The sequence below is a fragment of the Accumulibacter sp. genome, from assembly GCF_036625275.1.
GTDB lineage: Bacteria > Pseudomonadota > Gammaproteobacteria > Burkholderiales > Rhodocyclaceae > Accumulibacter.
Genome location: NZ_JAZKUD010000007.1, coordinates 13199 through 39673, shown reverse-complemented (window position 1 = coordinate 39673; position 26475 = coordinate 13199). Strand labels below are relative to the sequence as shown.

The 26475-nt window shown below is 60.2% G+C and carries 26 protein-coding genes; 19 read left to right on the top strand and 7 right to left on the bottom strand.

The annotated features are described in order from the left end of the window. Positions 1 to 271: 271 nt before the first annotated feature. Complete coding sequence (gene rimO, locus V5B39_RS05150) at positions 272 to 1597, top strand: 30S ribosomal protein S12 methylthiotransferase RimO (protein WP_332341854.1); 1326 nt, start codon at positions 272 to 274, stop codon at positions 1595 to 1597. A 14-nt stretch (positions 1598 to 1611) separates the two neighbouring features. Here the strand turns inward: rimO and V5B39_RS05145 are convergent, their stop codons facing one another. From V5B39_RS05145 to map, 6 genes are all read right to left on the bottom strand, one after another. Then, complete coding sequence (locus tag V5B39_RS05145) at positions 1612 to 2721, bottom strand: nucleotidyltransferase domain-containing protein (RefSeq protein ID WP_332341853.1); 1110 nt, start codon at positions 2719 to 2721, stop codon at positions 1612 to 1614. Beyond that, positions 2718 to 3665: an HprK-related kinase A gene (locus V5B39_RS05140; protein ID WP_332341852.1), complete on the bottom strand. Its 948-nt coding sequence runs from the start codon at positions 3663 to 3665 to the stop codon at positions 2718 to 2720. The genes V5B39_RS05145 and V5B39_RS05140 overlap by 4 nt, the downstream gene beginning before the upstream one ends. Beyond that, positions 3662 to 3913 carry an HPr-rel-A system PqqD family peptide chaperone gene (locus V5B39_RS05135; RefSeq protein ID WP_332341851.1) on the bottom strand — a complete coding sequence of 84 codons (252 nt, stop codon included), beginning with the start codon at positions 3911 to 3913 and terminating at the stop codon, positions 3662 to 3664. Before V5B39_RS05135 ends, V5B39_RS05140 begins: the two co-directional genes overlap by 4 nt. Before the next feature lie 44 nt (positions 3914 to 3957). Beyond that, positions 3958 to 4323: a hypothetical protein gene (locus V5B39_RS05130; RefSeq protein ID WP_332341850.1), complete on the bottom strand. Its 366-nt coding sequence runs from the start codon at positions 4321 to 4323 to the stop codon at positions 3958 to 3960. Positions 4324 to 4685: 362 nt separating this feature from the next. Then, positions 4686 to 7268, bottom strand: a complete 2583-nt coding sequence (locus V5B39_RS05125) for a [protein-PII] uridylyltransferase (protein WP_332341849.1) — start codon at positions 7266 to 7268, stop codon at positions 4686 to 4688. Between the two features lie 5 nt (positions 7269 to 7273). Next, positions 7274 to 8074 carry a type I methionyl aminopeptidase gene (gene map, locus V5B39_RS05120; RefSeq protein WP_332341848.1) on the bottom strand — a complete coding sequence of 267 codons (801 nt, stop codon included), beginning with the start codon at positions 8072 to 8074 and terminating at the stop codon, positions 7274 to 7276. A 361-nt stretch (positions 8075 to 8435) separates the two neighbouring features. Here map and rpsB point away from each other — a divergent pair, with 361 nt between their 5' ends. The 17 genes from rpsB to V5B39_RS05035 all read left to right on the top strand — a co-directional run bounded on the left by rpsB (position 8436) and on the right by V5B39_RS05035 (position 24715). Beyond that, a complete protein-coding gene (gene rpsB / locus V5B39_RS05115) occupies positions 8436 to 9179 on the top strand; it encodes a 30S ribosomal protein S2 (protein WP_332341847.1) in 744 nt (247 codons plus the stop codon). Between the two features lie 128 nt (positions 9180 to 9307). After that, the gene (gene tsf / locus V5B39_RS05110) at positions 9308 to 10204 is read left to right on the top strand and encodes a translation elongation factor Ts (protein ID WP_332341846.1); all 897 of its coding nucleotides are present in this window, start codon (positions 9308 to 9310) and stop codon (positions 10202 to 10204) included. Positions 10205 to 10256: 52 nt separating this feature from the next. Next, positions 10257 to 10979 (top strand): UMP kinase, encoded by a 723-nt coding sequence (pyrH, locus tag V5B39_RS05105; protein ID WP_332341845.1) that lies wholly within the window; start codon positions 10257 to 10259, stop codon positions 10977 to 10979. A gap of 11 nt (positions 10980 to 10990) precedes the next feature. After that, positions 10991 to 11551, top strand: a complete 561-nt coding sequence (frr, locus tag V5B39_RS05100) for a ribosome recycling factor (RefSeq protein ID WP_332341844.1) — start codon at positions 10991 to 10993, stop codon at positions 11549 to 11551. Positions 11552 to 11573: 22 nt separating this feature from the next. Further along, positions 11574 to 12362, top strand: a complete 789-nt coding sequence (gene uppS / locus V5B39_RS05095) for a polyprenyl diphosphate synthase (protein WP_332341843.1) — start codon at positions 11574 to 11576, stop codon at positions 12360 to 12362. Further along, positions 12355 to 13191 carry a phosphatidate cytidylyltransferase gene (locus V5B39_RS05090; RefSeq protein WP_332341842.1) on the top strand — a complete coding sequence of 279 codons (837 nt, stop codon included), beginning with the start codon at positions 12355 to 12357 and terminating at the stop codon, positions 13189 to 13191. The genes uppS and V5B39_RS05090 overlap by 8 nt, the downstream gene beginning before the upstream one ends. Next, the gene (gene ispC / locus V5B39_RS05085) at positions 13191 to 14393 is read left to right on the top strand and encodes a 1-deoxy-D-xylulose-5-phosphate reductoisomerase (protein ID WP_332341841.1); all 1203 of its coding nucleotides are present in this window, start codon (positions 13191 to 13193) and stop codon (positions 14391 to 14393) included. The genes V5B39_RS05090 and ispC overlap by 1 nt, the downstream gene beginning before the upstream one ends. Beyond that, positions 14390 to 15760: an RIP metalloprotease RseP gene (gene rseP / locus V5B39_RS05080; protein WP_332341840.1), complete on the top strand. Its 1371-nt coding sequence runs from the start codon at positions 14390 to 14392 to the stop codon at positions 15758 to 15760. Before ispC ends, rseP begins: the two co-directional genes overlap by 4 nt. Positions 15761 to 15764: 4 nt before the next feature. After that, positions 15765 to 18047, top strand: a complete 2283-nt coding sequence (gene bamA / locus V5B39_RS05075; RefSeq protein ID WP_332341839.1) for an outer membrane protein assembly factor BamA — start codon at positions 15765 to 15767, stop codon at positions 18045 to 18047. Positions 18048 to 18062: 15 nt separating this feature from the next. Next, positions 18063 to 18581, top strand: a complete 519-nt coding sequence (locus V5B39_RS05070) for an OmpH family outer membrane protein (protein ID WP_273703747.1) — start codon at positions 18063 to 18065, stop codon at positions 18579 to 18581. A 33-nt stretch (positions 18582 to 18614) separates the two neighbouring features. Further along, entirely contained in the window at positions 18615 to 19646 is a 1032-nt protein-coding gene (gene lpxD, locus V5B39_RS05065) for a UDP-3-O-(3-hydroxymyristoyl)glucosamine N-acyltransferase (protein WP_332341838.1), read from the top strand. 5 nt (positions 19647 to 19651) lie between these two features. Beyond that, a complete protein-coding gene (fabZ, locus tag V5B39_RS05060; protein WP_332341909.1) occupies positions 19652 to 20101 on the top strand; it encodes a 3-hydroxyacyl-ACP dehydratase FabZ in 450 nt (149 codons plus the stop codon). An 8-nt stretch (positions 20102 to 20109) separates the two neighbouring features. Then, positions 20110 to 20880, top strand: a complete 771-nt coding sequence (lpxA, locus tag V5B39_RS05055; protein ID WP_332341837.1) for an acyl-ACP--UDP-N-acetylglucosamine O-acyltransferase — start codon at positions 20110 to 20112, stop codon at positions 20878 to 20880. After that, complete coding sequence (gene lpxB, locus V5B39_RS05050) at positions 20877 to 22058, top strand: lipid-A-disaccharide synthase (RefSeq protein ID WP_332341836.1); 1182 nt, start codon at positions 20877 to 20879, stop codon at positions 22056 to 22058. Before lpxA ends, lpxB begins: the two co-directional genes overlap by 4 nt. Beyond that, complete coding sequence (rnhB, locus tag V5B39_RS05045; RefSeq protein ID WP_332341835.1) at positions 22042 to 22635, top strand: ribonuclease HII; 594 nt, start codon at positions 22042 to 22044, stop codon at positions 22633 to 22635. Before lpxB ends, rnhB begins: the two co-directional genes overlap by 17 nt. Then, on the top strand, positions 22632 to 23453 hold the full coding sequence (locus tag V5B39_RS05040; RefSeq protein ID WP_332341834.1) for a TrmH family RNA methyltransferase: 822 nt from the start codon (positions 22632 to 22634) through the stop codon (positions 23451 to 23453). Before rnhB ends, V5B39_RS05040 begins: the two co-directional genes overlap by 4 nt. A gap of 113 nt (positions 23454 to 23566) precedes the next feature. Continuing rightward, complete coding sequence (locus V5B39_RS05035; protein WP_332341833.1) at positions 23567 to 24715, top strand: iron-containing alcohol dehydrogenase; 1149 nt, start codon at positions 23567 to 23569, stop codon at positions 24713 to 24715. A 183-nt stretch (positions 24716 to 24898) separates the two neighbouring features. Here the strand turns inward: V5B39_RS05035 and V5B39_RS05030 are convergent, their stop codons facing one another. Beyond that, complete coding sequence (locus V5B39_RS05030) at positions 24899 to 25777, bottom strand: dienelactone hydrolase family protein (RefSeq protein ID WP_332341832.1); 879 nt, start codon at positions 25775 to 25777, stop codon at positions 24899 to 24901. A 104-nt stretch (positions 25778 to 25881) separates the two neighbouring features. Between V5B39_RS05030 and V5B39_RS05025 the strand changes: the two genes are divergently transcribed. Further along, entirely contained in the window at positions 25882 to 26460 is a 579-nt protein-coding gene (locus V5B39_RS05025) for a peroxidase-related enzyme (protein WP_332341831.1), read from the top strand. Positions 26461 to 26475 lie beyond the last annotated feature (15 nt).

Genomic DNA, 26475 nt, shown 5'->3' with positions numbered 1-26475 from the left:
GAAAAACCGAGGGAACCTCAACGTGATCCAGGAACGGATCAAGCTTCCCGGTGCTTGGTGGTCCCCCAATCATATCGAGACCATGTTGGCCCTACGACTTAACCGAGCCAACCGGGAATGGGATGCCTATTGGCGAGGTGTCGAAAAAAAGCCGCATAAAGGGGTCATCTCAACGACGCATCACTTTGAATCACACCCGCTGGCGGCTGTCTTTCATCATGAAAACGGGGTTGGCTGTATACTCGCAACCTTCTCATTCGGGCAGCGCTTCATGTCCAAACCGAAAAGTATAGGTGTGGTCTCCCTCGGGTGCCCGAAGGCGCTCGTCGACTCGGAACAGATTCTCACCCGGTTGCGCGCAGAGGGTTATCTGATTTCGCCTTCCTATGAAGGCGCCGATCTGGTCATCGTCAATACCTGCGGTTTCATCGATGCCGCGGTCGAGGAGTCGCTCGATGCGATCGGCGAGGCGTTGACCGCGAACGGCAAGGTGATCGTCACCGGCTGCCTGGGGAGCAGAGAAGAAATGATCCGCCAGGCGCACCCGAAGGTGCTGGCGGTGACTGGTCCGCACACATCCGATGAGGTGCTGCAGCAGGTGCACACCCACTTGCCGCAACCACACGACCCGTTCACCAGTCTGGTCCCGCCACAGGGCATCAAGCTGACCCCCCCGCATTTTGCCTACCTGAAGATTTCCGAGGGCTGTAATCACAGTTGCACTTTCTGCATCATTCCCTCGATGCGCGGCCCCCTGGTCAGCAGACCCATTGGTGAGGTGCTGCAGGAGGCCAGAACGCTGGCTGACGCCGGCGTGCGCGAACTGCTCATCATCTCGCAGGATACCAGCGCCTACGGTGTCGATGTGAAGTACCGAACCGGCTTTGTCGGTGGTCGTCCGCTGCGGACCCGGCTGCAGGAACTCTGCGAAGCCCTGGCAGATCTGGGCATCTGGGTGCGCCTGCACTACGTCTATCCGTATCCGAGCGTCGACGCGCTGCTGCCGCTGATGGCCGCGGGCAAGCTGCTGCCGTATCTCGATGTGCCTTTCCAGCACGCCAGCCCGCGCATTCTGAAGGCCATGAAGCGTCCAGCGAGTGCCGAGAACAATCTCGAACGAATCCAGGCGTGGCGGGCCGTCTGCCCCGAAATCACAGTGCGCAGCACCTTCATCACTGGCTTTCCGGGGGAGAGTGAAGCCGAATTCGAGGAATTGCTGGCCTTCATCTCGGCAGCGCGGCTCGATCGCGTCGGCTGTTTCGCCTATTCGCCGGTTGCCGGCGCGGCAGCCAATGCCTTGCCGGGCGCGCTGCCAGAGGAGCTTCGCGAGGAACGCCGGCGTCGTCTGATGGAGTTGCAGGAAGATATTTCTGCAGAGTTGCTGGCGGCGAAGATCGGGCGTGAAATTGACGTCCTGGTCGATGAGGTGGACGAGGAGGGAACGATCGCCCGTTCGACCGCCGATGCGCCGGAAATCGATGGCCTGGTGTTCGTCAATGATCATTTCGACGCCGAACCGGGTGATTTTCTGCGGGTGCGGGTGGTCGATGCCGACGAGCACGATCTTTATGCCGAACTCGCTGCCGGGCCTGCCTGAGCAGCCGGTCTAGCCTATTCGGCCTTGTGCTGTACCGCAGGACGTGGTCGCAGAGACTGCACGCCTTTGTGGGCCAGGTGGCGGAGCAACAGGGCAGGCGGCAGGCGCAGCCACTGGTGGCGGAGCAAGCCAAGTTGCGCAGCAAGCCGCCGTGAGAAGGGTGGCGGTCGATCCGGAATTCTCGGCAGTGTGCAACGGGGAAACACCCAGTCCATCCACCGGATGGCCATTGCTGGTGGAGCGGCCAGCGGCAGAGCGTCAGGCACTGTGGTGGCAAGCCATGCTCGACAGTAGCGCAGGGCATACCATAAAGGTCGCTCAAGATGGTGGTGGGCAGCGCGCACGGCAAGCGCCTGCCAGTCGCTTTCCGAGTGCAGGTGGGTGCGGATCAGGCTGTCGATATCGACCAGATCGCGCAGATTGGCAAACAGTTCGGAGTCCTGGAAAAGATGGACTGCCGCGTGCAGGATCTGATCCTGCGGATGCAGGACCAGGAATCGTTTTCCCTCGACCACCTGTAAGTCGGTGAAAAGCAGTGCCGTGTCCGGCTTGAGACGGGCTGTCACCGGCGTGATCGTGTGGTGCAGGTCGAGTTCCACCGAACTTCCAGGACGGCGCATCGGGGGCAGTTCGTGGCTCCATTCGCGGTAGTAGCGCTGGTCGTAGGCATTGATTTCTTCTGCTGCCCAGCCGGCACCGAGCAGCGCAGCCTCGGCTCGCTTGAGATCGTCGTAGGCCACCATCAGGTCGACATCACCCGGCAGGCGGCCGCGCGCGCTTTCAAGGTCCTGCAAGATGTAGGCCGCGCCTTTGAGAACGACTACCGGAACCTCGGCCGGCAGCGCCTTGGCCAGAGCCGCCAGCTCGACGCGCAGCACCTGGGTGCGATGTGCCGAATAGGCTGCCGCCGAGCGCAGATGACCCAGCACGCACCCCGGCACCTGCGGCAATAGTTCAGGATGCGACTGAATCCGGTACGAGAGCACCCCCAGCAGCCTGGACTGCCGAGCGAGACGAATGATCTTGTCCCAATCGGCGAGACAGACACTGCGCACCTGCTGAGGGTCGATCAGCAAGGCCAGCAGGCCATGCATGCAGGGATCGACTCCTCCCAGGCTGCTCATGCCGCTGCCGCTGCCACGGTCGATTCCGAAAGCATTGCACGCAGGTATTCGATCGCCTCATCCAGCCGACTGTATTCGAGTTCGAAGGCCGAACACGCGTCGATGACATCGGCCACGGCATTGAACGAGATCTGCCCGAGCAGACCGTAGTTGAAGCTGTTGAAAGCCAGACGGGCAAAAGCTTCCTCGCTGGGCAGTCGACGGGTCGTCAGTGCGGCGCCTTCCCGGAAACGGGGAAAGAGTACCAAGTGCGGGCGGGCAGGAAGTTTCCTGGCATCGACGCTGGCCTCATCGGGAGCCAGGTGGACCACGTCTCCCTTGCGGGTTCCTCCGTAGACGGGGCCAAGGATCGCTTGGTCAGTGTAGGCACGGATGACGTCGATCGAGCGATTTTTGAGCGCCACCGGTTTGAGCATTGGCCACAACTGACCGGTATGTGGACAGAGTACGCCAAACTCGTCGGACAGCAAGCGAAACCCACGCAGCATCATCGCCGCCGTCAGCGTACTCTTGCCGGAGCCAGGCGGTGCAGCCATGATCACGCCCCGATCACCAAGAGCCAGGACACCGGAGTGTAACAGGACATGCTGGTTGAAGCGCTTTCCGAAACACCAGTTGACGCCCCATTCGAAGTGGGGAAGCGCCTGCTCCCTGGGAAAGGGATCAAAGGGCTGAATACCGTCGATCAGGAAGCGGGATTGTGGCCCAAAGATTGCCCGCAAACCCTTTCCGGAACACACTTCGGTGTGAAAATCCGCAAAACTGGCTTCTTCAGCCAGGAAGAACGCCCCGTAGACTCGCTGAAAATCTCGCACGAAGGGCTTGAGGAGGGTTCGGACACGGACCAACGCAGCGCCATAATCGAGCGTCACCGATGCCTCTGAAAAACGCTGTGCCAGCAGGCCTGGTGGCAGGTCTCGAATTCTCGGGTTGGCGGCAATCATCCGCCAAGGATGCCCATCTCCTCAAGAGAACGCAACACTTCTTTCATTTCGGGTGTGTCGATATCCACATCCAGCTCATCGCGCAGAAAATCGAGGGCTTGAGCCTGCGGTACCGGCTCGCCCTCGTTGATTTCAGCGAGGGCTTCGAAAATGATCGCTGCCGCAGGGGTCAGAATATGGGTCTGCCAACTTTTCGAATCAAAGACGACGCCACCGTCTCCCAGTCTGCGGTACGCAATATCGGTCAATCAGGCTGCTCCAGCCTTGTTCAGGACAGGCTATGACATGGATCTCAGGGAATCAGAACATTGTCGCCATCCGCCGACCCTGATGTGCCCGGCGTAATTTGATAGAACGAATTCCAGCACGTTCCGCCATAAACAGGCCCGTGACCCCCGTTAGCCAGCTGGTACGTTACCACCTCCTGTGGAGGATCTCCAACTACAGTCGTCACCTTTGTGCGTACCCAGGTGTCCGGACCGGGGGTTTCGATGATCGGGCTGGGCAGAGCCTGGCTATTGGCAATGCAATGGGTACTGCTGAAAGCATTGAGTACAGGCGCAGCGCCGGCATTCAGCGTCAGGATGGCCGGCGCCGATGCGGCCGCCTTCAGCAGACGGCGGCGCTGCTGGGTTCGTTCTGATGGAGTCGTTGACATGTGTTTTCCTTGAGATCGATTTCTGCCTGAGCAACATACTCTAGCTTTCGTTGCGCGTAACGTTTGCGGACTGCATCACGTTACGTGCCATAGAAGCAGAATAAATGCCGTCGCGCCACTGAACGTTCGTCGCCGAACACGCCTTTCCAGAGACAAAAGCAAGTTATATGCCAAGATCCAGATTTTAATAAAAAAATCTTTTAAATTATGGGTCTGTATTTTATTTCCGGGTTCTCTCAAGCTTCATCAAGAGTCCAGTGTAAAAAAAACCGACAGCTTGCAGGATCTGCTGCTGTTCCTGTTTGGCCGGTGCTGCCGGGTTCTTCGGTCCTGGTCGTCGCCTTGCACCGATGGCGACTCGATCAGAGTTTCAGACGCTCCAGCAATTCCGTTTCCAGCCTGATACGGTCGGCAGCCTCACCGAGGCCTCTGCCGCTGATCAGGAAAGTATCCTCGACACGCTCGCCAAGTGTCGAAATCTTTGCCGTATGTAGATTAGCACCATGCGCCGCCAATGTCATGGCGATCGTGTACAGCAGGCCGGGGCGGTCGGCGGCACTGACCGACAGGACATAGTGCGAGCCTTTTTCGTCCGGCTCGATGGTGACCAGTGGCTGAATCGGGAAGTGCCTGACCTGCCGTGAAAGGCGTCCGCTGCCGGGAGCCTCGGGCGGACTCTGGCGGTTCAGCCGCGCTGTCAGCTCGTGCTCGATGTAGCTGATCATTGCACGGTCACTGCCCCGGTCGCCGAGATCGAGCAGCATGAAGCTGTCCAGTGCATAGCCGTGACGGGTGGTGTGGATCTTGGCGTCAACGATGGTGTAGCCGGCACGGCTGAAAAAGCCGACCAGGCGCGCGAACAGATCGCGCTGGTCCTTGGTATAGATCAACACCTCGAGTCCTTCGCCCTGCGGGTTCACGCGTGCCTTGACCACCGGCTGCTCGACGCGGGTCCGATAGTGCAGGGCGCGCGTGTGCCAGGCGATTTCTTCTGCGGAATGGCGCAGGAAATACACCGTGTCGAGCTGTTTCCACAGGCGTTGGTGCACCGCGTCGGGAAGTGCGAAGTAGCGCAGCAGACGCAAGGCCTCCTGCTGGCGTTCCTCGATCAGACCTTGCCTGACCGGTATCTGGCCGCCGGCAAGCAGGGTGCGGCAGGTACTCCGGAAAAGCTGTTCAAGGAGCTGCCCTTTCCAGGTATTCCAGACTTTTGGGCTGGTGCCACGAATGTCGGCGACCGTGAACAGGTAGAGTGCGACCAGGTGGCGCTCGTCCTTGACCGTCGTGGCAAAGGCACCGAGGATGTCGGGATCGGCGATGTCCTGTTTCTGGGCGACACTGGACATCAGCAGATGCCAGCGAACCAGCCAGACGATCAGTTGGCTGTCTTCGGCAGCGATGCCGTGCGCGGCGCAGAACTCGGCGGCATCCACGGCGCCGAGTTGCGAGTGGTCGCCGCCGCGTCCCTTGCCGATGTCGTGGAACAGCGCTGCTATGTAGAGTACCCAGCAACGGGGGAAATCACTGATCAACTCGCTGCACAGCGGATACTCATGCGCGAATTCGTCGGCCAGAAAGCGACGCAGGTTGCGCAGGACCTGCAGGGTGTGCTGATCGACGGTGTAGACATGGAACAGGTCGTGTTGCATCTGACCGACGATCTTGCCGAAGTTAGGCAGATAGCGGCCCAGAATCCCGAACTGGTTCATCCGTCGCAGCTCGTGCAGGACGCCGCGTGGCTGTTTGAGAATTTCCAGAAAACAGGCGCGATTCTCGGGGTCACGGCGGAAATCGGCGTCAATCCGGGTCCGTGCATGCCACAAGGCGCGCAAGGTGCGCGCCGTCATTCCCTGTAGCCCGGAGTGCTTCTGCATCAACAGGAAAGCTTCGAGCATCGCCCCTGGGCGCCTGTTGAAGACGTCTTCGTTGACCACATCCAGCAGATCGTGCCGGTTTTGGAAGCGATCATTGATTGGCAGTGGCCACTGCTCCGGTGGTGGCGATATGGCAGCGCCGATGTTCAGCAGCAGGATCGTGTTGATCTGCGTGACTTCCTTGGCTGTTCGGTAGTAACCCTGCATCAGCCGTTCACTGGCCCTGCGGGTATCGGTGGGCGCGAAACCCATCCGTTCGGCGAGTGCCGTCTGGTAGTCAAACAGCAGACGGTCTTCGCGCCGGCCGACGTGCAGGTGCAGGTGCGTACGCAGACGCTGCAGAAAACCGACACAGCGCTGCAGTTGAAGTTGTTCTTCCTGGGTGATGAAGCCGTGCTGCGCGAGATCTTCCCAGGAGTCACCGTAGCCGGACGCACGGGCGATCCACAGGATGGTTTGCAGATCGCGCAGCCCACCCGGAGCTTCCTTGCAGTTGGGCTCCAGGCTGTAGGGTGAATCCTGGTAGCGGCGGTAACGCTGTTCCTGTTCCATCCGCTTGGCTTCGAAGAAGATCTGAGGGTCAATCTGTTCCTTGAGTTTTTGACAGGCATCCTGGAACAGTTCGCCATTCCCGGCCAGCAGGCGTGCTTCGAGCAATGCAGTCTGAATCGTCAGGTCGGCGGCGGCGGTGTACGAACACTCTTCAACGGTGCGCACGCTAGGAGCGATATCCAGACCGATGTCGTAGAAGAGCGCCACTGCACGCTCGAGTTGAGCGGTCAATACTTCGTCAGGCGCTTGTGGCAACAGCAACAGGATGTCAACGTCGGAGGCAGGATAGAGTTCGCCGCGTCCGTAACCACCGACCGCCACCAAAGCCAGTGAAACCGGCAATGCCAGTGTTCGCCACAGGTCGCAGAGGATTTCGTCTGCCAGTTGGCAACGCTCGCGCAACAGGCGTGCCGCATCACCTTCGCTGAGATAACGCTCACAGATCGTCGTCTGGCCAGAATGCAGGCGCGACCGGCAACCGGCGACGATCGCCGAACGATCGAAGGTTTCACCGTTCATGGCAACTATCTGATCCAGTCTGGCCGTACAGCGGTCCCCTTCGACACGGTGAGGACTTCGTAGCCTGTGTCGGTCACCAGGATGGTATGTTCCCATTGTGCGGACAAGCTATGATCCTTGGTAACGATCGTCCAGCCATCGGCCATGGTTCGAATCGCCGCCTTGCCGGCATTGATCATCGGTTCGATGGTAAACACCATACCGGCTTTGAGCTCGATACCGGTATGTGGCCGCCCATAATGAAGAACCTGGGGTTCTTCGTGAAACCTGGCACCGATGCCATGGCCGCAGAACTCACGGACCACCGAATAGCCGGATTTCTCGGCATGCTGCTGAATCGCGTGACCGATGTCGCCGAGGTGTGCGCCGGCCCGAACCTGCACAATGCCGAGCCAGAGGCAATCGTAAGTGATCTCGCATAGCCGCCGTGCCTGCACAGAGGTCTCACCGACCTGAAACATGCGGCTGCTGTCGCCATGGTAGCCGTTGCTGATCACGGTCACGTCGAGGTTGACGATGTCGCCGTTCTTTAGTTGCCGGTCACCGGGAACGCCGTGACAGACCTGGTGGTTGATCGAAGTGCAAATCGACTTCGGATAAGGCTTGTAGCCGGGTGGAGCATAGTTGAGCGGCGCCGGAATGCAGCCTTGAACCTGCACGATGTAATCGTGGCAAAGTTGATCGAGTTCACCGGTGGTGACTCCCGGTTTCACATAGGGCGTGATGTAGTCGAGCACCTCGGCGGTAAGGCGACCAGCGACGCGCATTTTGTCGATTTCCTGAGGGGTCTTGTAAGTAATGCTCATGCGTTGGGGCCAGTGCCAGGTTGAAGAGGAGCGAAGGATAAAGTAAGCGGGAGGCTTAGGCAATTTGACGGAGAGATCATCCACCACCATCACCTGTCCAGGGGATTGTGCTTGCAGAATGGTGCCCATCGTGCCTGAAATTCATGTGTCCGGAATTGAAATTCAACGACGCTTGATGATACCATCGCCAGATTTTGCTGATCCCGTCAGCAAAACAGCAAGACGCACCTTCGTGATGCGTCAGGCGTACTGACGAGGTACGTCCAACTACGCACATTCGCCTGTTCAAGGGTGCCTGCCGGAATGGCGGGCTGTAGGTGGGCGGATGGTGGTCCAACCCTGATATTGAAAGTAGGAACGTATGACTACAACAATGCGACAGATGCTTGAGGCGGGTGTTCATTTCGGCCATCAGACGCGATTCTGGAATCCCAAGATGGCGCCCTATATCTTTGGCGCTCGCAGCAAGATTCACATCGTCAACCTCGAAAAGACGCTGGCCAAGTATAACGAAGCAATGACTTTTGTTCGCCGGCTGTCGGCCAACAAGGGCACCATCCTGTTTGTCGGAACCAAGCGCCAGGCGCGCGAAATCATGGCCGAGGAAGCGTCGCGCTGCGCCTCCCCGTTTGTCGATCAGCGTTGGCTGGGTGGCATGCTGACCAACTTCAAGACCATCAAGCAATCGCTCAAGCGCCTCAAGGAAATGGAAGCCATGTGTGAAGATGGCTCCCTTGATCGGCTCGGCAAGAAAGAGGCACTGATGCTCACGCGCGAACTCGACAAGATGCACAAGTCGATCGGCGGCATCAAGGACATGGGATCGCTGCCCGATGCCCTGTTTGTGATTGACGTGGGTTACCACAAGATTGCCATCACGGAAGCGAACAAGCTGGGTATTCCGATTGTGGCGGTGGTCGATACCAATCATTCACCCGAGGGCATTGATTACGTCATTCCGGGTAACGACGATTCCTCGCGCGCCATCCGTCTCTATGCTCGTGGCGTTGCTGATGCCGTTCTCGAGGGACGCAGCCAGTTCGTCGAGGAAATCCTCGACGTGGTCTCGGGTGACGAGTTTATCGAAGAGGAAGACGACGACTGAGCGACTGATCGTCGGCTGTACAGCGCTGGCCGCCCGGCTGGACCTGCCAGCGGCCGGTTTGTTTTTCCTGAACGTATCGAGTGAGCCACGGCCAACGATTCTGGCCGTGCCAGCAAGTGGAGATTGAAATGGCGGAAATTACCGCAAGTATGGTGAAAGAGCTGCGCGAAAGAACCGACGCGCCGATGATGGAGTGCAAGCGGGCACTGACGGAGGCTGCCGGTGACCTCGCCAAGGCCGAAGAGATTCTGCGCGTCAAGCTTGGTTCCAAGGCTAGCAAGGCGGCCAGTCGGATTACCGCCGAGGGTGTCGTGGCGATCCACAGATCGAGCGACGACAAGCTGGGGGCAATGATCGAAATCAACTGCGAAACCGACTTTGTCGGCAAGAATGACGAATTTCTGAAATTGGCCAGAGATTGCGCGGCACTGGTCACCGAGCATGACCCGATGGACGTGACGGCCTTGTCCGCGTTGCCGATGGGCGAGGGCAGCGTCGAATCGACTCGTACCGCGCTGGTTGGCAAGATCGGTGAGAACATGTCGATCCGCCGTTTCGTGCGCATCACGGCGCAGGGCAGGCTCGCTGCCTATGTCCATGGCGGTGCCAAGATCGGTGTCCTCGTCGACTATCTTGGCGGTGACGACCAGCTAGGCAAGGATCTGGCCATGCACATTGCCGCGACCAAACCGAAAGCACTGGACTCATCGGGTGTTGCCCTTGATCTGATCGAGAGCGAACGGCGGATTGCCATCGAGAAAGCCCGCGAAGCCGGCAAGCCGGAGGCGTTGATCGAGAAGATCGCCGAAGGCTCGATCCAGAAGTTCCTGAATGAAGTGACGCTGCTTGGCCAGGTGTTTGTCAAGGCCGAAGATGGCAAGCAAACCATCGCCCAGTTGCTCAAGGCCAAGGGCGCTTCGGTTGCCGGATTCACCTTGTTCGTGGTGGGTGAGGGCCTTGTCAAGCGGACCAACGACTTTGCTGCCGAGGTGGCCGCACAGGCCGCCGCTGCCGCGCAGAAGTAAGTACACAAAAGCACAACCCTCAATCGATCAGACCTGCAGGAGCCAGACGCCGATGTCCGAAACCTCGCCAAACTACAAACGTATCCTGCTCAAGCTCTCGGGCGAGGCATTGATGGGTGGCGATGCTTACGGTATCAACCGGCAGACGATCTCGGCAATCGTCGCGGAGATCAAGGGGGTTGTCGACCTGGGTGTGCAGGTCGGCGTGGTGATTGGCGGTGGCAACATTTTTCGCGGGGTGGCGCCTGCTGCCCGGGGGATGGACCGTGCCCAGGCGGACTACATGGGCATGCTGGCGACGGTCATGAACGGTCTCGCGTTGCACGATGCCATGCGGGCTGCCGGCATGGTTTCGCGGGTACAGTCGGCGCTGAACATTGAACAGGTGGTGGAGCCGTACATTCGTGCCAAGGCGATTCGTTACCTGGAGCAGGGTCGGACGGTGATCTTTTCCGGGGGGACCGGCAATCCTTTCTTTACCACGGACACGGCCGCGGCCTTGCGCGGTGCAGAGATCGGTGCCGAAATCGTGCTCAAAGCCACCAAGGTCGACGGCATCTACTCTGCGGATCCCAACAAGGATCCGCAGGCGACCCGTTATGATCGGATCAGCTTCGATGACGCGATCGCGCAAAATCTTGCGGTCATGGATGCCACCGCGTTTGCGCTGTGCCGCGATCAGAAGCTGCCGATCAACGTCTTCTCGATATTCAAGCAGGGTGCACTGAAGCGGGTGGCGATGGGCGAGAAAGAGGGTACCCTGGTCTATTGCTGAGGGAGATTGAAATGTCCATAGCTGAAGTGAAGAAAACCGCTGAACACAAGATGCAGAGATCGCTTGAGACACTCAGGACCGATCTGGCAAAAGTGCGGACGGGGCGTGCCCACATCGGCCTGCTCGATCATGTGCAGGTCGAGTACTACGGGTCGCAGGTACCCATCAACACGGTCGCCAACGTGACCGTGCTCGACGCCCGTACGCTTGGTGTCCAGGCCTGGGAAAAAGGGATGGCGGCCAAGGTCGAGAAAGCCATTCGTGACAGTGACCTGGGTCTTAATCCCGCTGCTCAGGGAGAATTGATCCGCGTGCCGATGCCGGCCTTGACCGAGGAGAGGCGCCGTGATCTGATCAAGGTGGTGAAGGGCGAGGGTGAAGGTGCCAAGGTTGCGGTGCGTAATCTGCGACGTGATGCCATTGCGACGCTCAAGGAAATGCTCAAGAACAAGGAATGCTCGGAGGATGAGGAGCATCGTGCCCAGGATGAAATCCAGAAGCTCACGGATCGCTATGTGGCGGAAATCGACAAGCAACTCAGCCACAAGGAAACCGATTTGATGGCCATCTAGCAACTGCCGACGAGTGACCAGAATGGCGCGTTTTGCCAGTTCGACCCGAGACGTTCCGACGACCTTGTCGGTCCCTCGTCACGTCGCGATCATCATGGATGGCAATGGCCGTTGGGCCAAGAAACGCCTGTTGCCGCGTGTCGCCGGCCATCATCGCGGTGTGGAAACGGTGCGTACCATAGTCAGGGCCTGTCTTGAGCGCGGCATCGAATATCTGACGCTGTTTGCTTTCAGTTCGGAGAACTGGCGTCGACCGCCAGAGGAAGTTTCCCTGCTGATGCAGCTCTTCGTCCGCGCTCTCAGGGAAGAAGTCAAGAAGCTCGATCGTAATGGCGTTCGCCTGCGGGTGATCGGCGACCTCGAACGTTTTGATCCTGACCTGCAGGCACTGATCAAGGCCTCGGAGAACCGTACCGCAGGCAACAGCCGCCTGACCCTGACGATCGCCGCGAATTATGGCGGACGCTGGGACATCCTGCAGGCGATCAACCGCATGCTGAGCAGCGATCCGGGGAAAGGCAGCGAATGGCAGGAAGCCGACCTGACACCGCATCTGGCGATGAGCTATGCGCCGGAACCGGATCTGTTCATTCGTACCGGTGGAGAGCAGCGGATCAGCAACTTCCTGCTCTGGCAGCTCGCGTATTCCGAGTTGTACTTTACCGAGGTGCTCTGGCCCGAGTTCGACTCGACTGCCTTTGACGCGGCCCTGGTTTCCTATCAGCAGCGCGAACGTCGCTTCGGGCGCACCAGCGAACAGTTGAGCGGCGTTTCTGCAGCATCACCGACCGGCTCGCGTATCGATGCTTAGGACGCGGGTGATCACCGCGATGGTCCTGTTTGCCGCCTTCTTTGGTGCGCTTTTTTACCTGCCGCCGCTGGGCTGGCTGTTCTTTGTCACCGCGATAGCCGGCATCGCCGCTTGGGAGTGGGGGGCGCTGATGCGCCTCGGTGCAGCGGGGCGGGTTTCGTTGGGAGGCCTGCTGGCTGTCCTGTGTGCAATTGTGGCCGTTCTCGAACCGGCGGCGGTCGGTCTGGGTGCCGGCTTCGATGCTGCCGCCTGGCGGCTCGGGGCTTACTTCTATTTGCCGGCGGCGGTTTTCTGGCTATTGCTGGTGCCGATCTGGCTGCAACGGCGCTGGCCTCTTGCCAACCCTGTTCTCGCTCTGGCGACTGGCATGGTGCTGCTCCTGCCGGTATGGCTGGCGCTGATACAATTGCGACAAGCGGGGCCGCTGGCCCTGCTGGCGATCATGGCCGTTGTCTGGCTGGCCGACATCGGCGCTTATTTTACTGGGCGAAGCCTGGGCAAACACAAACTGGCCCCGAACATCAGTCCTGGCAAGAGCTGGGAAGGTGCGATTGGCGGCGCGGTTGCAGTGCTTGTTTACGGCCTGCTGCTGTCATCGAGGATGCCAGTCATTCTGGCAGGGAACCTGCCGCTGTTGTTGCTGGTTCTGGTGCTGTTGACGGCCATCAGCATTCTGGGAGACCTGTTCGAGTCACTGCTCAAGCGCCAGGCGGGGCTCAAGGATAGCAGCGGGATCCTGCCCGGTCACGGAGGGATACTCGACCGCATTGACAGTCTGACTTCGACTCTGCCGCTAGTCGCCCTGGTCTGGTTGGTGACGCGGCTTTGATGGCTTCCGGGACGTCTGTGCAGCAGCTTACGATTCTCGGATCGACGGGGTCGATCGGGGTCAGTACGCTTGATGTCCTGCGCCGCCACCGGCAACGCTATCGTGTCGTCGCGCTTTGCGCACACCGCCAGGCGGACCGCCTCTTCGAACAGTGCCTCGAGTTTCAGCCTTGCCATGCCGTTCTTGGCGATCCAGCCCTGGCGGCCGACCTCGGTGTGCGGCTGGCGGCTGCAGGCTGTCCGACCAGGGTCGCGCATGGACCCGAGGCGCTGATACGGATGGTGCAACTTCCCGAAGTCGATACGGTGATGGCCGCCATCGTTGGCGCAGCGGGCTTGCCGCCCACCCTGGCGGCCGCTGTCGCCGGCAAGAAAATCCTCCTGGCCAACAAGGAGGCCCTGGTCATGGCCGGCTCGGTATTCATGCGGGCGGTGCGGGAAAACGGTGCAACCCTGTTGCCGATTGACAGCGAACACAACGCCATCTTCCAGTCCCTGCCGGCCAACTATGCCGGTGATCTGGTTGCCAGTGGTGTGCTGGGGCTGTTCCTCACCGCATCGGGGGGGCCGTTTCTTGGCATGGCGACTGCCGACCTCGATGCCGTCAGTCCTGACGAGGCCTGCGCGCATCCGAACTGGGTCATGGGACGAAAGATCTCGGTCGATTGCGCGACGATGATGAACAAGGGTCTGGAAGTCATCGAAGCCCACTGGTTGTTCAACGTCCCTGCTGAACGGATTCAGGTGGTCATCCATCCACAGAGTGTGATTCATTCGCTGGTTCAATACGTCGACGGCTCGGTAATCGCCGAACTCGGAAACCCGGACATGCGCACACCGATTGCACATGCCCTGGCCTATCCGCAGCGCATCGCTGCCGGCGTCGAGCCGCTGAACCTCTCCCAGGTCGCTTCTCTGCATTTCGAGAGACCCGATCTGGCGCGCTTCCCGTGTCTGGCCCTGGCTTATCGTGCGCTCAGCGAAGGAGGAAGCGCGTCGACGACGCTGAATGCCGCCAACGAAGTGGCAGTACAGGCCTTTCTTGAACGGAAAATCGCTTTTACGGCAATTGCCCGCGTGATCGAAACGGTCATGGACCAGTTGCCGGCAGGCGTGGCACCGGGCTCGCTGGCGGAGGTGCTGACGGCTGATCGGGTAGCGCGTGCAGCCGCTGAGCAATGGATCGCGAGGAGTTCCGGATGAGTGGTTTTTTCTACTATCTGGCTGCTTTTGCGCTGGTGCTGGGAATCCTGGTCATTGTCCACGAGTTCGGGCACTATCTTGCCGCACGCTGGGCCGGGGTCAAGGTCCTGCGCTTTTCAGTCGGTTTTGGCCGGCCACTCTGGTCGCGGCGCTGGGGTCGGGACAGAACCGAGTGGGCGATTGCCGCCTTCCCGCTCGGCGGCTATGTCAAAATGCTGGACGAGCGCGAAGGCGAGGTGGCTGCCGAAGAACTGCACCGTAGCTTCAATCGGCAGCCAGTGCGCTGGCGGATGGTGATCGTCGCTGCGGGACCCGCGGCCAACTTTGTGCTGGCCGTTCTGATCTACTGGGGACTTTTCTGGCACGGAACGGAAGAATTCAAGCCGATTCTCGGCCGCCCGGCAATCGCCAGTCCTGCTGCCGCGGCGGGCCTGCAAGACGGTGAACAGGTTCTGCAGGTGGGCGGCGAAAAAGTGCAGACCTGGCAGGAAATGCGGTGGCTCCTGCTGCAAAGGGCTGCCGAGCAGGATCAGGTCGACCTCGAGGTGATCAACGCCGCCAACGAAATCGCCATCCGCCGCCTGGATGTCTCGTCAGTGCGCCGCTCGGGCTGGGAGGGAGACGCCCTTGACCAACTGGGCTTCGGTCTTTACCGCCCGCGCTTGCCGCCGGTACTCGGCAAGATCAACGTGAACAGTGCTGCAGAAGCTGCCGGACTGCGTTCGGGAGACGAAATCCTGAGCATTGACAAGCAGGTCATCGACAGTTGGGCGGAGGTCGTGCGCGTGGTCCGCCAGTCGCCGGCAAAAACGCTGCGGGTGGAAGTGCTGCGGGATGGCGCGCACATCGAGATGTCGGTGACGCCGGTTGCCGTGGATGAGCGGGGAAGCACCATCGGCCGCATTGGTGCGGCGGTCAGCGACCATGGCCAGGCACGTGCGGCCTTGATGATCACGGTCAGTTACGGACCCTGGTCGGCGTTTCGCAAAGCGGTTGGCGAGACCTGGGACAAATCGGTGTTTACCCTGCTGATGATCGGCAAAATGGTGACCGGAGAGGTGTCGTGGCGAAATATCAGCGGGCCGGTAAGTATTGCCGACTACGCCGGCCAGTCGGCGAGACTGGGAGTCGACTACTACCTCAAATTCCTTGCCCTGGTCAGCATCAGCCTCGGCGTTCTCAATCTGCTGCCGATCCCGATTCTGGATGGCGGGCATTTGCTGTATTATCTCGTCGAAATCATCAAGCGTGGGCCCGTTTCCGAACGAACCATGGAAATTGGTCAGCAAATCGGTCTGACCTTCCTGCTCATGCTGATGGCGTTTGCCTTCTACAACGACATCAATCGATTACTGTTCTCCGGCTGAGCTTATGAAGAAAAACCTGCGCGCAGGTCTGTTGGCTACCTTTGTTGTCTCTGGCGCAGCGGCAGTGGAACCGTTCACGGTCCAGGATATCCGCCTCGAAGGCATTCAAAGGGTGGAAGCCGGTACGGTTTTTAGCTACCTGCCAGTCAAGGTCGGCGACACGATGACCGACGAAAAGGCCGCGCAGGCGATCAAGACCTTGTTTGCCACGGGATTCTTCAAGGACGTCCGGATTGAGATGGATGGTCCGGTACTGATCGTCGTGCTTGAGGAGCGCCCGGCCATCGCACAGATCGATTTTGTCGGTTTGAAGGAGTTCGAGAAGGATCAGTTGATCAAGGGCCTGAAGGAAGTGGGTGTCGCGGTGTCGCGGACCTTCGACCGCGCTACGCTCGAAAAGGCCGAACAGGAATTGAAACGCCAGTACCTGTCACGCGGCCGCTACGCAGCGACGATCACCACCACGATTACACCGCTGGATCGCAACCGCGTGGCGATCAATTTCAATGTCGATGAAGGCGAGACTGCCAGGATCAAACAAATCAACATCGTCGGTGCGCAGGCCTTCCGGGAAAAAGAACTGCTTTCCGTCCTGCAGCAGAAGACGCCCACCTGGATCAGTTGGTACACCAAGAGTGACCAGTATTCAAAGCAGAAGCTGTCGGCCGATCTTGAAACCTTGCGCTCGTATTACCTTGATCGCGGCTACCTGGAGTTCAGTATCGAGTCGACGCAGGTCTCGATCACTCCAGACAAAAAGGAAATCTATATCACGATCAGCATCAACGAGGGTGATCGCTACTTTGTTTCATCGGTCAAGCTGGCGGGCGATCTGACGCTCTCCGACGAAGAGTTCAAGAAGGCGGTCAAGATCAAGCCGGGGGACGTCTTCTCCCGCGAGAAAGTGAACGAGAGTACCAAAGCCATTGCCGACAAATTGGGCGCCCAAGGTTACGCGTTTGCCAATATCAATGCGGCACCGGAGCTCGACAAGGAGAAGCATCAGGTCGCGTTTACGATCTTCGTCGACCCGGGAAAGCGGACTTATGTGCGCAGGATCAATGTCACGGGCAACACCAAAACGCGTGACGAAGTCATTCGTCAGGAAATGCGTCAGATGGAAGGGGGCTGGTACGACGCTGAGCGGGTGGCCGCGTCACGCGAGCGAATCGACCGAACTGGTTATTTTGGCGAGGTCAATGTGGAAACCCCACCGGTGCCCGGAACCATTGACCTGGTTGATGTGAATGTCAATGTGACCGAAAAATCGACGGGCAACATCTCGATCGGTGCCGGCTATTCGAGTGCAGAAAAGGTCATCCTCTCCGGATCGATCTCGCAGTCCAACATCTTCGGCAGCGGCAAGTTCCTGTCGCTGCAGGTGAACACCGGCAAACTCAACCGCACCCTGGCGATCAACTACACCAATCCCTATTTCACGGTTGATGGCATCAGCCAGGGCTTCGACCTTTACGACCGTCGGGTTAACCCGACCTCGCTGGGCTATGCCTTCCAGTCCGAATCCATTGGTGGCGGCATCCGCTTCGGCTACCCAATCGGTGAGAAGGAAACGCTCAGCTTCGGATTGGCGATCGATCAGACGACGATCGACATCACTCCCGTCACGGCAGCCACGCCGCCTCAGTACATCAAGTTCCGGGCCGAACATGGTGACTCGAATATCACGGTGCCGGCGACCGTGTCATGGACCAGCGATACCCGAAACAGCTCGATTTATCCGACCTCTGGCGGTACCCAGCGTGCCGCTGTCGAGGTCGCCATCCCAGGTGTGGACCTGTCGTTCTATCGATTGACCTACAAGAACGAACGCTACTTTTCCCTGACCAAGGACTGGGTTCTGGCGCTGATGGGTGAGGTTGGATACGCGAACGGTCTGAGCGGACAGAGCTTGCCGTTCTACAAGAATTTCTACGCTGGCGGTATCGGGTCGGTGCGCGGCTATCAAACCGCCAGCCTCGGTCCGGTGGATCCGCTTTACCCTGATACCTATCTTGGCGGGACCAGCAAGGCGGTGTTCAATGTCGAGTTGTTGATGCCGCTGCCAGGTTTCGACAAGTCGGTTCGCTTCGGTCCATTCTTTGACGCAGGGAATGTGTTTACCAATCACTATTCCTTTTCGAAGGAAGGCCTGGCGATGTCGGCCGGACTGACTGCGGCCTGGATCTCGCCGCTGGGACCCTTGAAATTCAGCTATGGTCAGCCGATCAACGAAGTCAGTACTGCTAAACTACAGAAGTTCCAGTTCCAGATGGGGACAACCTTTTAATCTAGGAGAATTAGCTTGAAGAAGACGATTGCCAGGCTGCTGGTTGCGTTGATGGCCTCGCTGCCGGTGACTTACGCGTCGGCGGTAGACCAGTTGAAGATTGGTTACGTCAATACCCAGCGTCTTTTCCGGGATGCACCCGCAGCCGTCAAGGCGGCCAAGAAGATCGAGCAGGAATTCTCCAAGCGTGACCAGGATTTGCAGCGCTTGGCCAAACAGGTTCAGGGCTTGCAGGAAGTGCTCGAAAAAGGCGGGTTGACGATGTCGGAATCGGATCGCCGCAGCAAGGAAAAGGATCTCGGCGAACTGTCGAGAGAATTTCAGCGCAAGCAGCGCGAATTCCGCGAGGATCTGAACCTGCGCCAGAATGAAGAGAATGCGGCGATCATTGAAAAGGCCAACAAGGCGATCAAGCAGCTTGCCGATAACGAGAAGTACGATTTGATCGTGCAGGACGTGGTCTGGGTGAGTCCGAAGCTCGACATCACCGATAAAGTCATCAAGGCCTTGTCCGATCCCCAGCCGGCGAAGTAAGCGGCGCCAATTGCTCAGTTCGATGGAGTGCCTGTGTCAGGAGGTCTGCGCCTAGACGAAATCGTCGCTCGTCTGGGAGGGGTGTTGCAAGGTGACGGATCGTTGGTCGTTTCGCAGGTGGGTTCGCTGCTTTCGGCCGGAGCAGGTGAAATCGCGTTTATCGCCAGCGCGAAATACCGCGAGCAACTGCACAGGACGAAGGCCATGGCAGTGATCGTCCCGCCGCAGTTTGCCGACGACACGACGCTGCCCCGGATCGTTCATCAGAACCCCTATGCCTACTACGCGCGGGTCGTGGCGCTGCTCAATCCGGCGGTGCCAGGCCGGCCCGGCGTGCATCCCGGCGCAGTGGTCAATTCGCCCCTGCCGGCGTCGGTCAGCGTCGGGGCCAACGCGGTGATCGGTAACGGCGTTCGCATCGGCGAAAACGTGACGTTATATCCGGGATGTGTGCTGGGTGACGGGGTCGCTATTGGCGACGATTCGGTCCTGTACGCGAATGTGGTCGTGTATGAGCACTGCGTGATCGGCCGACGCGCCGTCATTCACGCCGGCGCGGTCATCGGTGCCGATGGCTTCGGTTTTGCCAAGGATGGCCAGCACTGGGTCAAAATTCCGCAAATCGGCCGCGTCGTGATCGGGGACGATGTCGAGATCGGCGCCAATACCTCGATCGATCGCGGTGCCCTCGACGATACCGTGATCGGCAACGGCGTCAAGCTCGACAACCAGATTCAGGTCGCGCACAACGTCAGCATTGGCGACCATACCGCGATGGCCGGCTGTGTCGGCATTGCCGGCAGCGCCAGGATCGGTCGTCGATGTACCGTCGGGGGCGCAGCCATGATCAGTGGCCACCTGGAAATTGCCGACGATGTGCATGTTTCGGCCGGTACCCTGGTTGCCAAGAGCCTCGGCCGACCCGGCGCTTATACCGGTATCTTTCCACTCGCAGCGCACCACGAGTGGTTACACAACGCGGCACAGATCAAGCGTCTGGCGAAACTTGCCGAGCGCGTTGCCGAACTCGAGAAGACACTCGAATTGATGGGGAAAACGTCTTGAATGCAATGGACATACACGAGATCATCGGGCAATTGCCACATCGCTACCCGTTCCTGCTGGTCGACCGGGTGCTTGCGTGTGAGCCCGGAAAATCCATCCACGCCTACAAGAACGTGAGCATCAACGAACCGTTTTTTACGGGTCACTTCCCGCATTATCCCGTGATGCCCGGTGTTCTGATCATGGAAGCGCTGGCGCAGGCGGCCGGTATCCTGTCGTTCAAGACGCTCGGCGAAAAGCCCGACATGACCTCGCTGTTCTACTTCGTCGGCATCGACAAGGCGCGCTTCAAGAAGACCGTGGCAGCCGGCGACCAGTTACATCTGCATGTGGATATCCAGCGTCAGTTTCGCAACATCTGGAAGTTCAGGGCAGAGGCACGTGTGGACGGCGAGGTCGTCGCAGACGCCGAGTTGATGTGCGCCAAAAGCAACCTGGTCAAGACCAGGGGATGAGCACGGCCATGATCCATCCCAGTGCCATCATCGAGTCTGGAGCGCAACTCGGTGCCAATGTTTCGGTCGGTGCCTTTTCGATCATCGGCAAGCATGTCGAAATTGGTGACAATACCGTGATCGGCCCGCATGTAGTCATTTCGGGTCGGACGCGCATCGGCTGTGACAACCACATCTCTCAATTTTCCTCGCTGGGCGGACCGCCTCAGGACAAGAAGCATGCTGGTGAGCCGACGCGTCTGGAGATCGGAGACCGCAACACGATTCGCGAGTTCTGCACCTTCAATCTGGGCACCGCCCTGGATGCGGGTGTCACCCGCATGGGCGACGATAACTGGATCATGGCCTATGTGCACATCGCGCATGATTGCCAGGTCGGCAACCGTACCGTATTTGCCAACAATGCGCAGTTGGCCGGTCATGTGCACATTGCCGACTGGGTGATTCTCGGCGGTTTTTCCGGTGTTCACCAGTTCTGCCGCATCGGTGCGCATGCCATGACCGCTGCCGGGACGGTGGCCGTACAGGACATCCCACCCTTCGTGATGGCTGCCGGCAACACCGCCAGCCCTTACGGCATCAATGCCGAGGGCTTGAAGCGTCGGGGTTTTTCGCCAGAGGCGATGCTGGCCCTGAAACGTGCCTACCGCACGCTCTACAAGTCCGGACTGATGCTCGAAGAAGCACGCGCCAAACTCATCGAAGAGGCCATCGCCCATCCCGAAATCCAGCCGCTGATCGACTTCCTCGCGGTATCGAAGCGCGGCATCATCAGATGACCGCAGGTATGCTGCGGATTGCCATGGTGGCTGGAGAAGCCTCGGGCGATCTGCTCGCCAGCCAGCTCATCCAGGCCCTGCAGGCCCGGCTGCCGAACGCCGTGTTCTATGGCGTCGGAGGCCCGAAAATGCTCGGGCTGGGTTTCGACGCCTGGCATCCGCTCGAGAAACTGTCGGTGCGCGGCTACGTCGAGGTGCTCAGGCACTATCGTGAAATTGCCGGTATTCGCGCGGACCTCAAACGTCGCCTGCTGGCTGATCCACCCGATGTGTTCATCGGCGTTGATGCACCGGATTTCAACCTGGGACTGGAAAAGGCCCTCAAACAGCGCGGCATTGCGACCATCCACTACGTCAGTCCTTCGATCTGGGCCTGGCGCGGCGGACGCATCCGCAAGATCGGCGCGGCGGTCGCACGGGTGCTGGCACTGTTCCCCTTCGAGCCGGCGATCTACCAGAAGCAAGGGATTCCGGTCAGCTACGTTGGCCATCCACTGGCCGACATGCTGCCGGTCGAAGATGAGCGCGATAGTGCGCGCGCGCTGCTGGGTCTGCCCTTGCTGGCCGCTATTTTTGCGCTCCTGCCAGGCAGCCGGCAGTCCGAGTTGCAGTACATGGCTGATACCTTCATCGAAACCGCACTCCGAATTCACGTCGAGATCCCGGATGCGCTGTTTCTCGTGCCGCTCGCGACTCGCGAGACACGCCTTCTTTTCGAGGCCGCGCTACATCGCTGCCAGGCTCAGGAACGACCGATTCGCCTGCTGTTCGGACATGCGCATCAGGCGATGATGGCCGCCGACGTCGTTCTGGTCGCGAGCGGCACCGCCACCCTCGAGGCAGCACTGCTCAAGCGACCGATGGTCATCGCCTACAAGATGGCGCCGCTGTCCTGGTGGCTGATGCAGCGCATTGGTGGTTATCTGCCCTATTGTGGCTTGCCGAATGTGCTGGCCGGTCGCTTCATCGTTCCCGAGTTCATCCAGGATGATGCGACTCCCGACAATCTCGCACAGGCGCTGCTCAACCTCTACGCCGACAAGACGGTGTGCGATGGACTCAAGGCGCAGTTTCGAGCGCTACATCTGCAACTGCGCCAGAATGCTGCCGAAAAGGCCGCGCTGGCGGTGATCGGCTGCCTGCCGCCATTATTGGGCAAGCATGCTGCTGCAAGTTGAAGGCCTGGTCTGCGGAGTTGACGAGTCCGGCCGTGGTCCGCTCGCCGGGCCGGTGCTGGCCGCCGCAGTGATCCTCGACCCGGCACAGCCGATCGCCGGCCTCGATGACTCGAAAAAGCTTTCCGTCCGGCAGCGCGCGACGCTGGCCGAAGCGATTCGCGCCAAAGCGCTGGCCTGGGCAGTCGCTGCCGCGAACGTCGAGGAAATCGACCGCATCAACATCCTGCAGGCTAGTCTGCTGGCCATGCAACGTGCCGTCACCGGGCTCACCGCACGGTACCCGCTCGCGCCGGTTCGGGTGATGGTCGACGGTAATCGTTGCCCGCAGTTGCCGTACCCCGTTGAGGCCATCGTCGGTGGCGACGGCAAGATCGCGGCCATCGCCGCGGCGTCGATCCTGGCCAAGACCGTACGTGACGCCGGCATGCGCGAGTTGCACGCGGTGTATCCACAGTACGGCTTTGATCGGCACATGGGTTATCCCACCGCCTTGCATCTCGCGGCGCTGCGCGAACACGGCGCGAGCCCCGAGCATCGCCGCAGCTTCGGGCCGGTGGCGCGCCTCGGGTCATCGTGAGACGCATCGTCGCACGGAGCAATCCGCATTACCAGTCGCTCAGGAAACTCTGCGAGAGTGGCCGTGGGCGACGCAAGAGTGGTCGCGTGCTGCTTGACGGCATGCATCTGATCGAAACCTACGACTGTCACTGTGGCATCCCGGAAGAAATCCTGGTCAGCGATAGCGGCACCGGTCGGCCGGAGATTGCCAGATACCTGGAACGAGGCCGATCTGCACGGACGGTAACCCTGCTTTCCGACGCGCTGTTCGGCGAACTCTCGACAGTCGACACCCCGAGCGGCATCATGGCCGTCGTTCCGCTGCCTGTGGCGGCGCGCAAGCTCGACTACGCGGCCGATACGGTATTGCTCGATGGCGTTCAGGATCCCGGCAATGTCGGTTCAATCCTGCGCAGTGCCGCTGCCGCGGGGTTTCGCCAGGTCCTGCTGTCGATCGATTGCGCACAGGCCTGGTCGCCAAAGACGCTGCGAGCCGCGATGGGCGCACATTTTCAGCTCGATATTCACGAAGACAGCGACCTTCCCGAGTTTCTTGCTGCCTATCGCGGGCAATCCGTTGCCACCACGCTCGCTGCGTCGGTCAGTCTGTATTCGGCCAGTCTGCCAGGATCGCTGGCCTGGGTCTTTGGCAGCGAGGGTCTCGGTGTCAGACCTGCCGTGCTGGCTGCGACTGACCGGCAATTGCATATTCCGATGCCCGGCGCCACCGAGTCATTGAACGTTGCCGCCGCCGCCGCCATCTGCCTGTTCGAAACGCTGCGCTGTCGGATGGCCGCAGCCCCCCCGGCGGGGCGTTCCGCCAATCCCCACCGATGACCAGCCCCCGCACGCCTCGCGCCGCCGGACGCCCAGAAGACCCGCTCCTTCCTGGTGAATTGCGCGTCCCTGCTGACGGGTAAAGCGCCTTTGTGAAATACAAGGACGGATCCATGCAGAATTTCACTTTCCATAATCCGACACGCATCCTCTTCGGCCGCGGTCGCATCGCCGAGATACGGCACGAGATTCCCATTGGCGCTCGCGTCCTGATCACCTACGGTGGTGGCAGCGTCGTGAGAACCGGCACGCTTGATGAAGTGAAGACTGCGCTCAAGAACTTTACGGTCTTCGAGTTTGCAGGCATCGAGCCTAACCCGACCTATGAAACACTGATGCGAGCGGTCGAACTTGCGCGTTGCGAGCGCGTCGATTTTCTGCTCGCCGTGGGCGGCGGTTCGGTCATCGATGGTACCAAGTTCATCGCCGCCGCCGTCCCGTTTGACAGCGACCCCTGGGAGATCCTGGCCAGGCATGCTGCAGTAAACAGCGCGATTGCTTTCGGCAGCGTCCTGACGCTTTCGGCAACCGGATCGGAAATGAATAACGGCGCCGTGGTGACCCGGGGTACCAGCAAGCTTGCCTTCCATCACAAGCGGCTGTTTCCGCGCTTCTCGGTTCTCGACCCGAGCAAGACCTTCACCCTGCCACCGCGGCAGGTCGCCAACGGCGTGATCGACGCTTTCGTGCACATCATCGAGCAGTACCTCACTTATCCGGTGGACGCCAAGGTACAGGACCGTTTCGCCGAGGGCCTGCTGCTGACGCTCGTCGAGGAAGGCCCGCGCGCATTGCAGGAACCGGAGAACTACGCCGTACGCGCCAACCTGATGTGGACAGCCACGTTGGCCATCAACGGCCTGATCGGTGCCGGGGTGCCACAGGATTGGGCGACGCACATGCTCGGTCACGAGATCACGGTACTGCACGGGCTGGACCACGCCCAGACCCTGGCCGTGGTGCTGCCGGCAATGCTGCAGGTCCGTCGCCAGGCAAAGCGCGAGAAGCTGCTGCAGTACGCCGATCGCGTCTGGGGATTGCATGCGGGCACGGAGGATGGGCGCATCGATCAGGCAATCGCGAACACCCGGCAGTTCTTCGAGTCCTTGCAGGTCGCCACGCGCCTTTCGGCGTACGGCATCGGTACCGAGGCGATCCCGGCCCTGTTGGCACAACTCAAGCGGCATGGCATGGTCGCGCTGGGTGAGCATCACGATTTCGACATCGCGCGCGCGCAGCAGGTCTATCAACTGGCTATCTGAATGGTATGTGACAAGTGCCCGGCGGCCCGGTCCGCCGGATGTGGATGAAAATGTTGGGAGGTAACGACAGGTCTCTCTCCCCTCGCGGGAACGAAGGCGGGGTTTCGCGGAGCACTGCTCCGCGCCGCCACCGGCCCGCGATGCACAAAGTGACCCTTGAATGGCCAGGCTTTGATGGGTGGTTCAAACGCCGTTCTGCCTGAACCAGGCTTGCAGGCGACGCCAGCCGTCGTCAGCCTCGGTCTTGCGGTAACTCGGCCGGTAATCGGCGTGGAAAGCGTGCGGCGCCTGGTCATAGACATGGATCATCGAGGCCTTGCTGGCCGGATTAACCGATTCGGCGAGGGCCTTGCGCATCTTCTCGACGCTGTCGAGCGGGATCCCCTGGTCGAGTCCGCCATAGAGTCCCAGCACCGGCGCGTACAGCTTGCCGGCGATGTCAATCGGGTGTCGCGGGTTGAGTTCGCTGGGCACGCCGACGATCCGGCCATACCAGGCGACGCCGGCCTTGAGCTGCGGATTGTGCGCCGCGTACAGCCAGGTGATGCGACCGCCCCAGCAGAAACCGGTGATCCCGAGGCGGGCAGCATTGCCGCCATGTGCCGCGGCCCAGGCCACACAGGCGTCGAGGTCGGCCATCACCTGTGCATCGGGAACCTTTCCGACGATCTTGCCGAGCACCTCCTCGATGCTGCTGTACTGGCGCGGGTCGCCCTGGCGTGCGTAGAGTTCGGGGGCGATGGCAAGGTAGCCGAGCTTGGCGAGACGGCGGCAGACGTCCTTGATGTGATCATGAACGCCGAATATCTCCTGCACCACCAGGAGGATCGGCCAGTTGCCGCCGCTCGCGGGCTGCGCGCGATACGCCGGCATTTCGCCGTCGCCGGTCGCCACCTTGATCTCGCCGACGCTGAGGCCGACGCTGTCGGTCGTGATCACCGTCTGTGCGACGACCGGCTGCACGGCCAGTGCAAAACCGGCACCCAGGGCGCTGACCATGAACTGCCGGCGGCTGCAGGGGAGGGCAGGAACCAGGCTGTCGAAATCGCTGCGGTGATTCATGGTGGGTCTCCTCTGATCGATGTGGATTTTGTGTATGATGCCACGATCCGAGACCCGCTGCCATGCAGCCGATGATCCCTTCACCTGGAGCCTGTTCCTGAGCCATGAACCCGCCAATCAGCCGTTTCCCCGTTCCCGAACTCGATCAACTGCCGGAGGACATGCGTCAACGCATCCTCGAAGTGCAGGAAAAATCCGGTTTCATCCCCAACGTCTTCCTCACCCTGGCGCACCGCCCCGACGAGTTCCGTGCTTTCTTCGCCTACCACGATGCGCTGATGGAGAAGCCGAGCGGTCTGAGCAAGGCCGAGCGCGAAATGATTGTCGTCGCCACCAGCGGCGCCAACCAGTGTCAGTATTGCGTCGTCGCACACGGTGCCATTCTGCGCCTGCGCGCCAGGAACCCGCTGATTGCCGACCAGGTCGCAGTCAACTACCGCAAGTCCGACCTGACGGCGCGGCAGCGCGCGATGCTTGATTTTGCAATGAAGACTGCGCTGCGTTCGGCCGAGATCGTTGACGCCGATTTTGCCGTGCTGCGCGAGCACGGTTTCTCGGATGACGACATCTGGGACATCGGCGCCGTCGCCGCATTTTTTGCGATGTCGAACCGGCTGGCGAATCTGAGCTCGATGCGGCCGAACGACGAATTTTTTCTGCTCGGCCGTCTGCCGAAGTCCTAAACTCCTGGATCACCT

Coding starts and splice junctions, on each gene's coding strand:
- V5B39_RS05140 (WP_332341852.1), bottom strand. CDS start 3,665: ATGATTGCCGCCAACCCGAGAATTCGAGACCTGCCACCAGGCCTGCTG.
- lpxA (WP_332341837.1), top strand. CDS start 20,110: ATGATCCATCCCAGTGCCATCATCGAGTCTGGAGCGCAACTCGGTGCC.
- bamA (WP_332341839.1), top strand. CDS start 15,765: ATGAAGAAAAACCTGCGCGCAGGTCTGTTGGCTACCTTTGTTGTCTCT.
- V5B39_RS05030 (WP_332341832.1), bottom strand. CDS start 25,777: ATGAATCACCGCAGCGATTTCGACAGCCTGGTTCCTGCCCTCCCCTGC.
- tsf (WP_332341846.1), top strand. CDS start 9,308: ATGGCGGAAATTACCGCAAGTATGGTGAAAGAGCTGCGCGAAAGAACC.
- V5B39_RS05035 (WP_332341833.1), top strand. CDS start 23,567: ATGCAGAATTTCACTTTCCATAATCCGACACGCATCCTCTTCGGCCGC.
- V5B39_RS05025 (WP_332341831.1), top strand. CDS start 25,882: ATGAACCCGCCAATCAGCCGTTTCCCCGTTCCCGAACTCGATCAACTG.
- rnhB (WP_332341835.1), top strand. CDS start 22,042: ATGCTGCTGCAAGTTGAAGGCCTGGTCTGCGGAGTTGACGAGTCCGGC.
- rimO (WP_332341854.1), top strand. CDS start 272: ATGTCCAAACCGAAAAGTATAGGTGTGGTCTCCCTCGGGTGCCCGAAG.
- V5B39_RS05145 (WP_332341853.1), bottom strand. CDS start 2,721: ATGAGCAGCCTGGGAGGAGTCGATCCCTGCATGCATGGCCTGCTGGCC.
- ispC (WP_332341841.1), top strand. CDS start 13,191: ATGGCTTCCGGGACGTCTGTGCAGCAGCTTACGATTCTCGGATCGACG.
- frr (WP_332341844.1), top strand. CDS start 10,991: ATGTCCATAGCTGAAGTGAAGAAAACCGCTGAACACAAGATGCAGAGA.
- rseP (WP_332341840.1), top strand. CDS start 14,390: ATGAGTGGTTTTTTCTACTATCTGGCTGCTTTTGCGCTGGTGCTGGGA.
- uppS (WP_332341843.1), top strand. CDS start 11,574: ATGGCGCGTTTTGCCAGTTCGACCCGAGACGTTCCGACGACCTTGTCG.
- pyrH (WP_332341845.1), top strand. CDS start 10,257: ATGTCCGAAACCTCGCCAAACTACAAACGTATCCTGCTCAAGCTCTCG.
- fabZ (WP_332341909.1), top strand. CDS start 19,652: ATGGACATACACGAGATCATCGGGCAATTGCCACATCGCTACCCGTTC.
- V5B39_RS05125 (WP_332341849.1), bottom strand. CDS start 7,268: ATGAACGGTGAAACCTTCGATCGTTCGGCGATCGTCGCCGGTTGCCGG.
- V5B39_RS05090 (WP_332341842.1), top strand. CDS start 12,355: ATGCTTAGGACGCGGGTGATCACCGCGATGGTCCTGTTTGCCGCCTTC.
- map (WP_332341848.1), bottom strand. CDS start 8,074: ATGAGCATTACTTACAAGACCCCTCAGGAAATCGACAAAATGCGCGTC.
- rpsB (WP_332341847.1), top strand. CDS start 8,436: ATGACTACAACAATGCGACAGATGCTTGAGGCGGGTGTTCATTTCGGC.
- V5B39_RS05130 (WP_332341850.1), bottom strand. CDS start 4,323: ATGTCAACGACTCCATCAGAACGAACCCAGCAGCGCCGCCGTCTGCTG.
- lpxB (WP_332341836.1), top strand. CDS start 20,877: ATGACCGCAGGTATGCTGCGGATTGCCATGGTGGCTGGAGAAGCCTCG.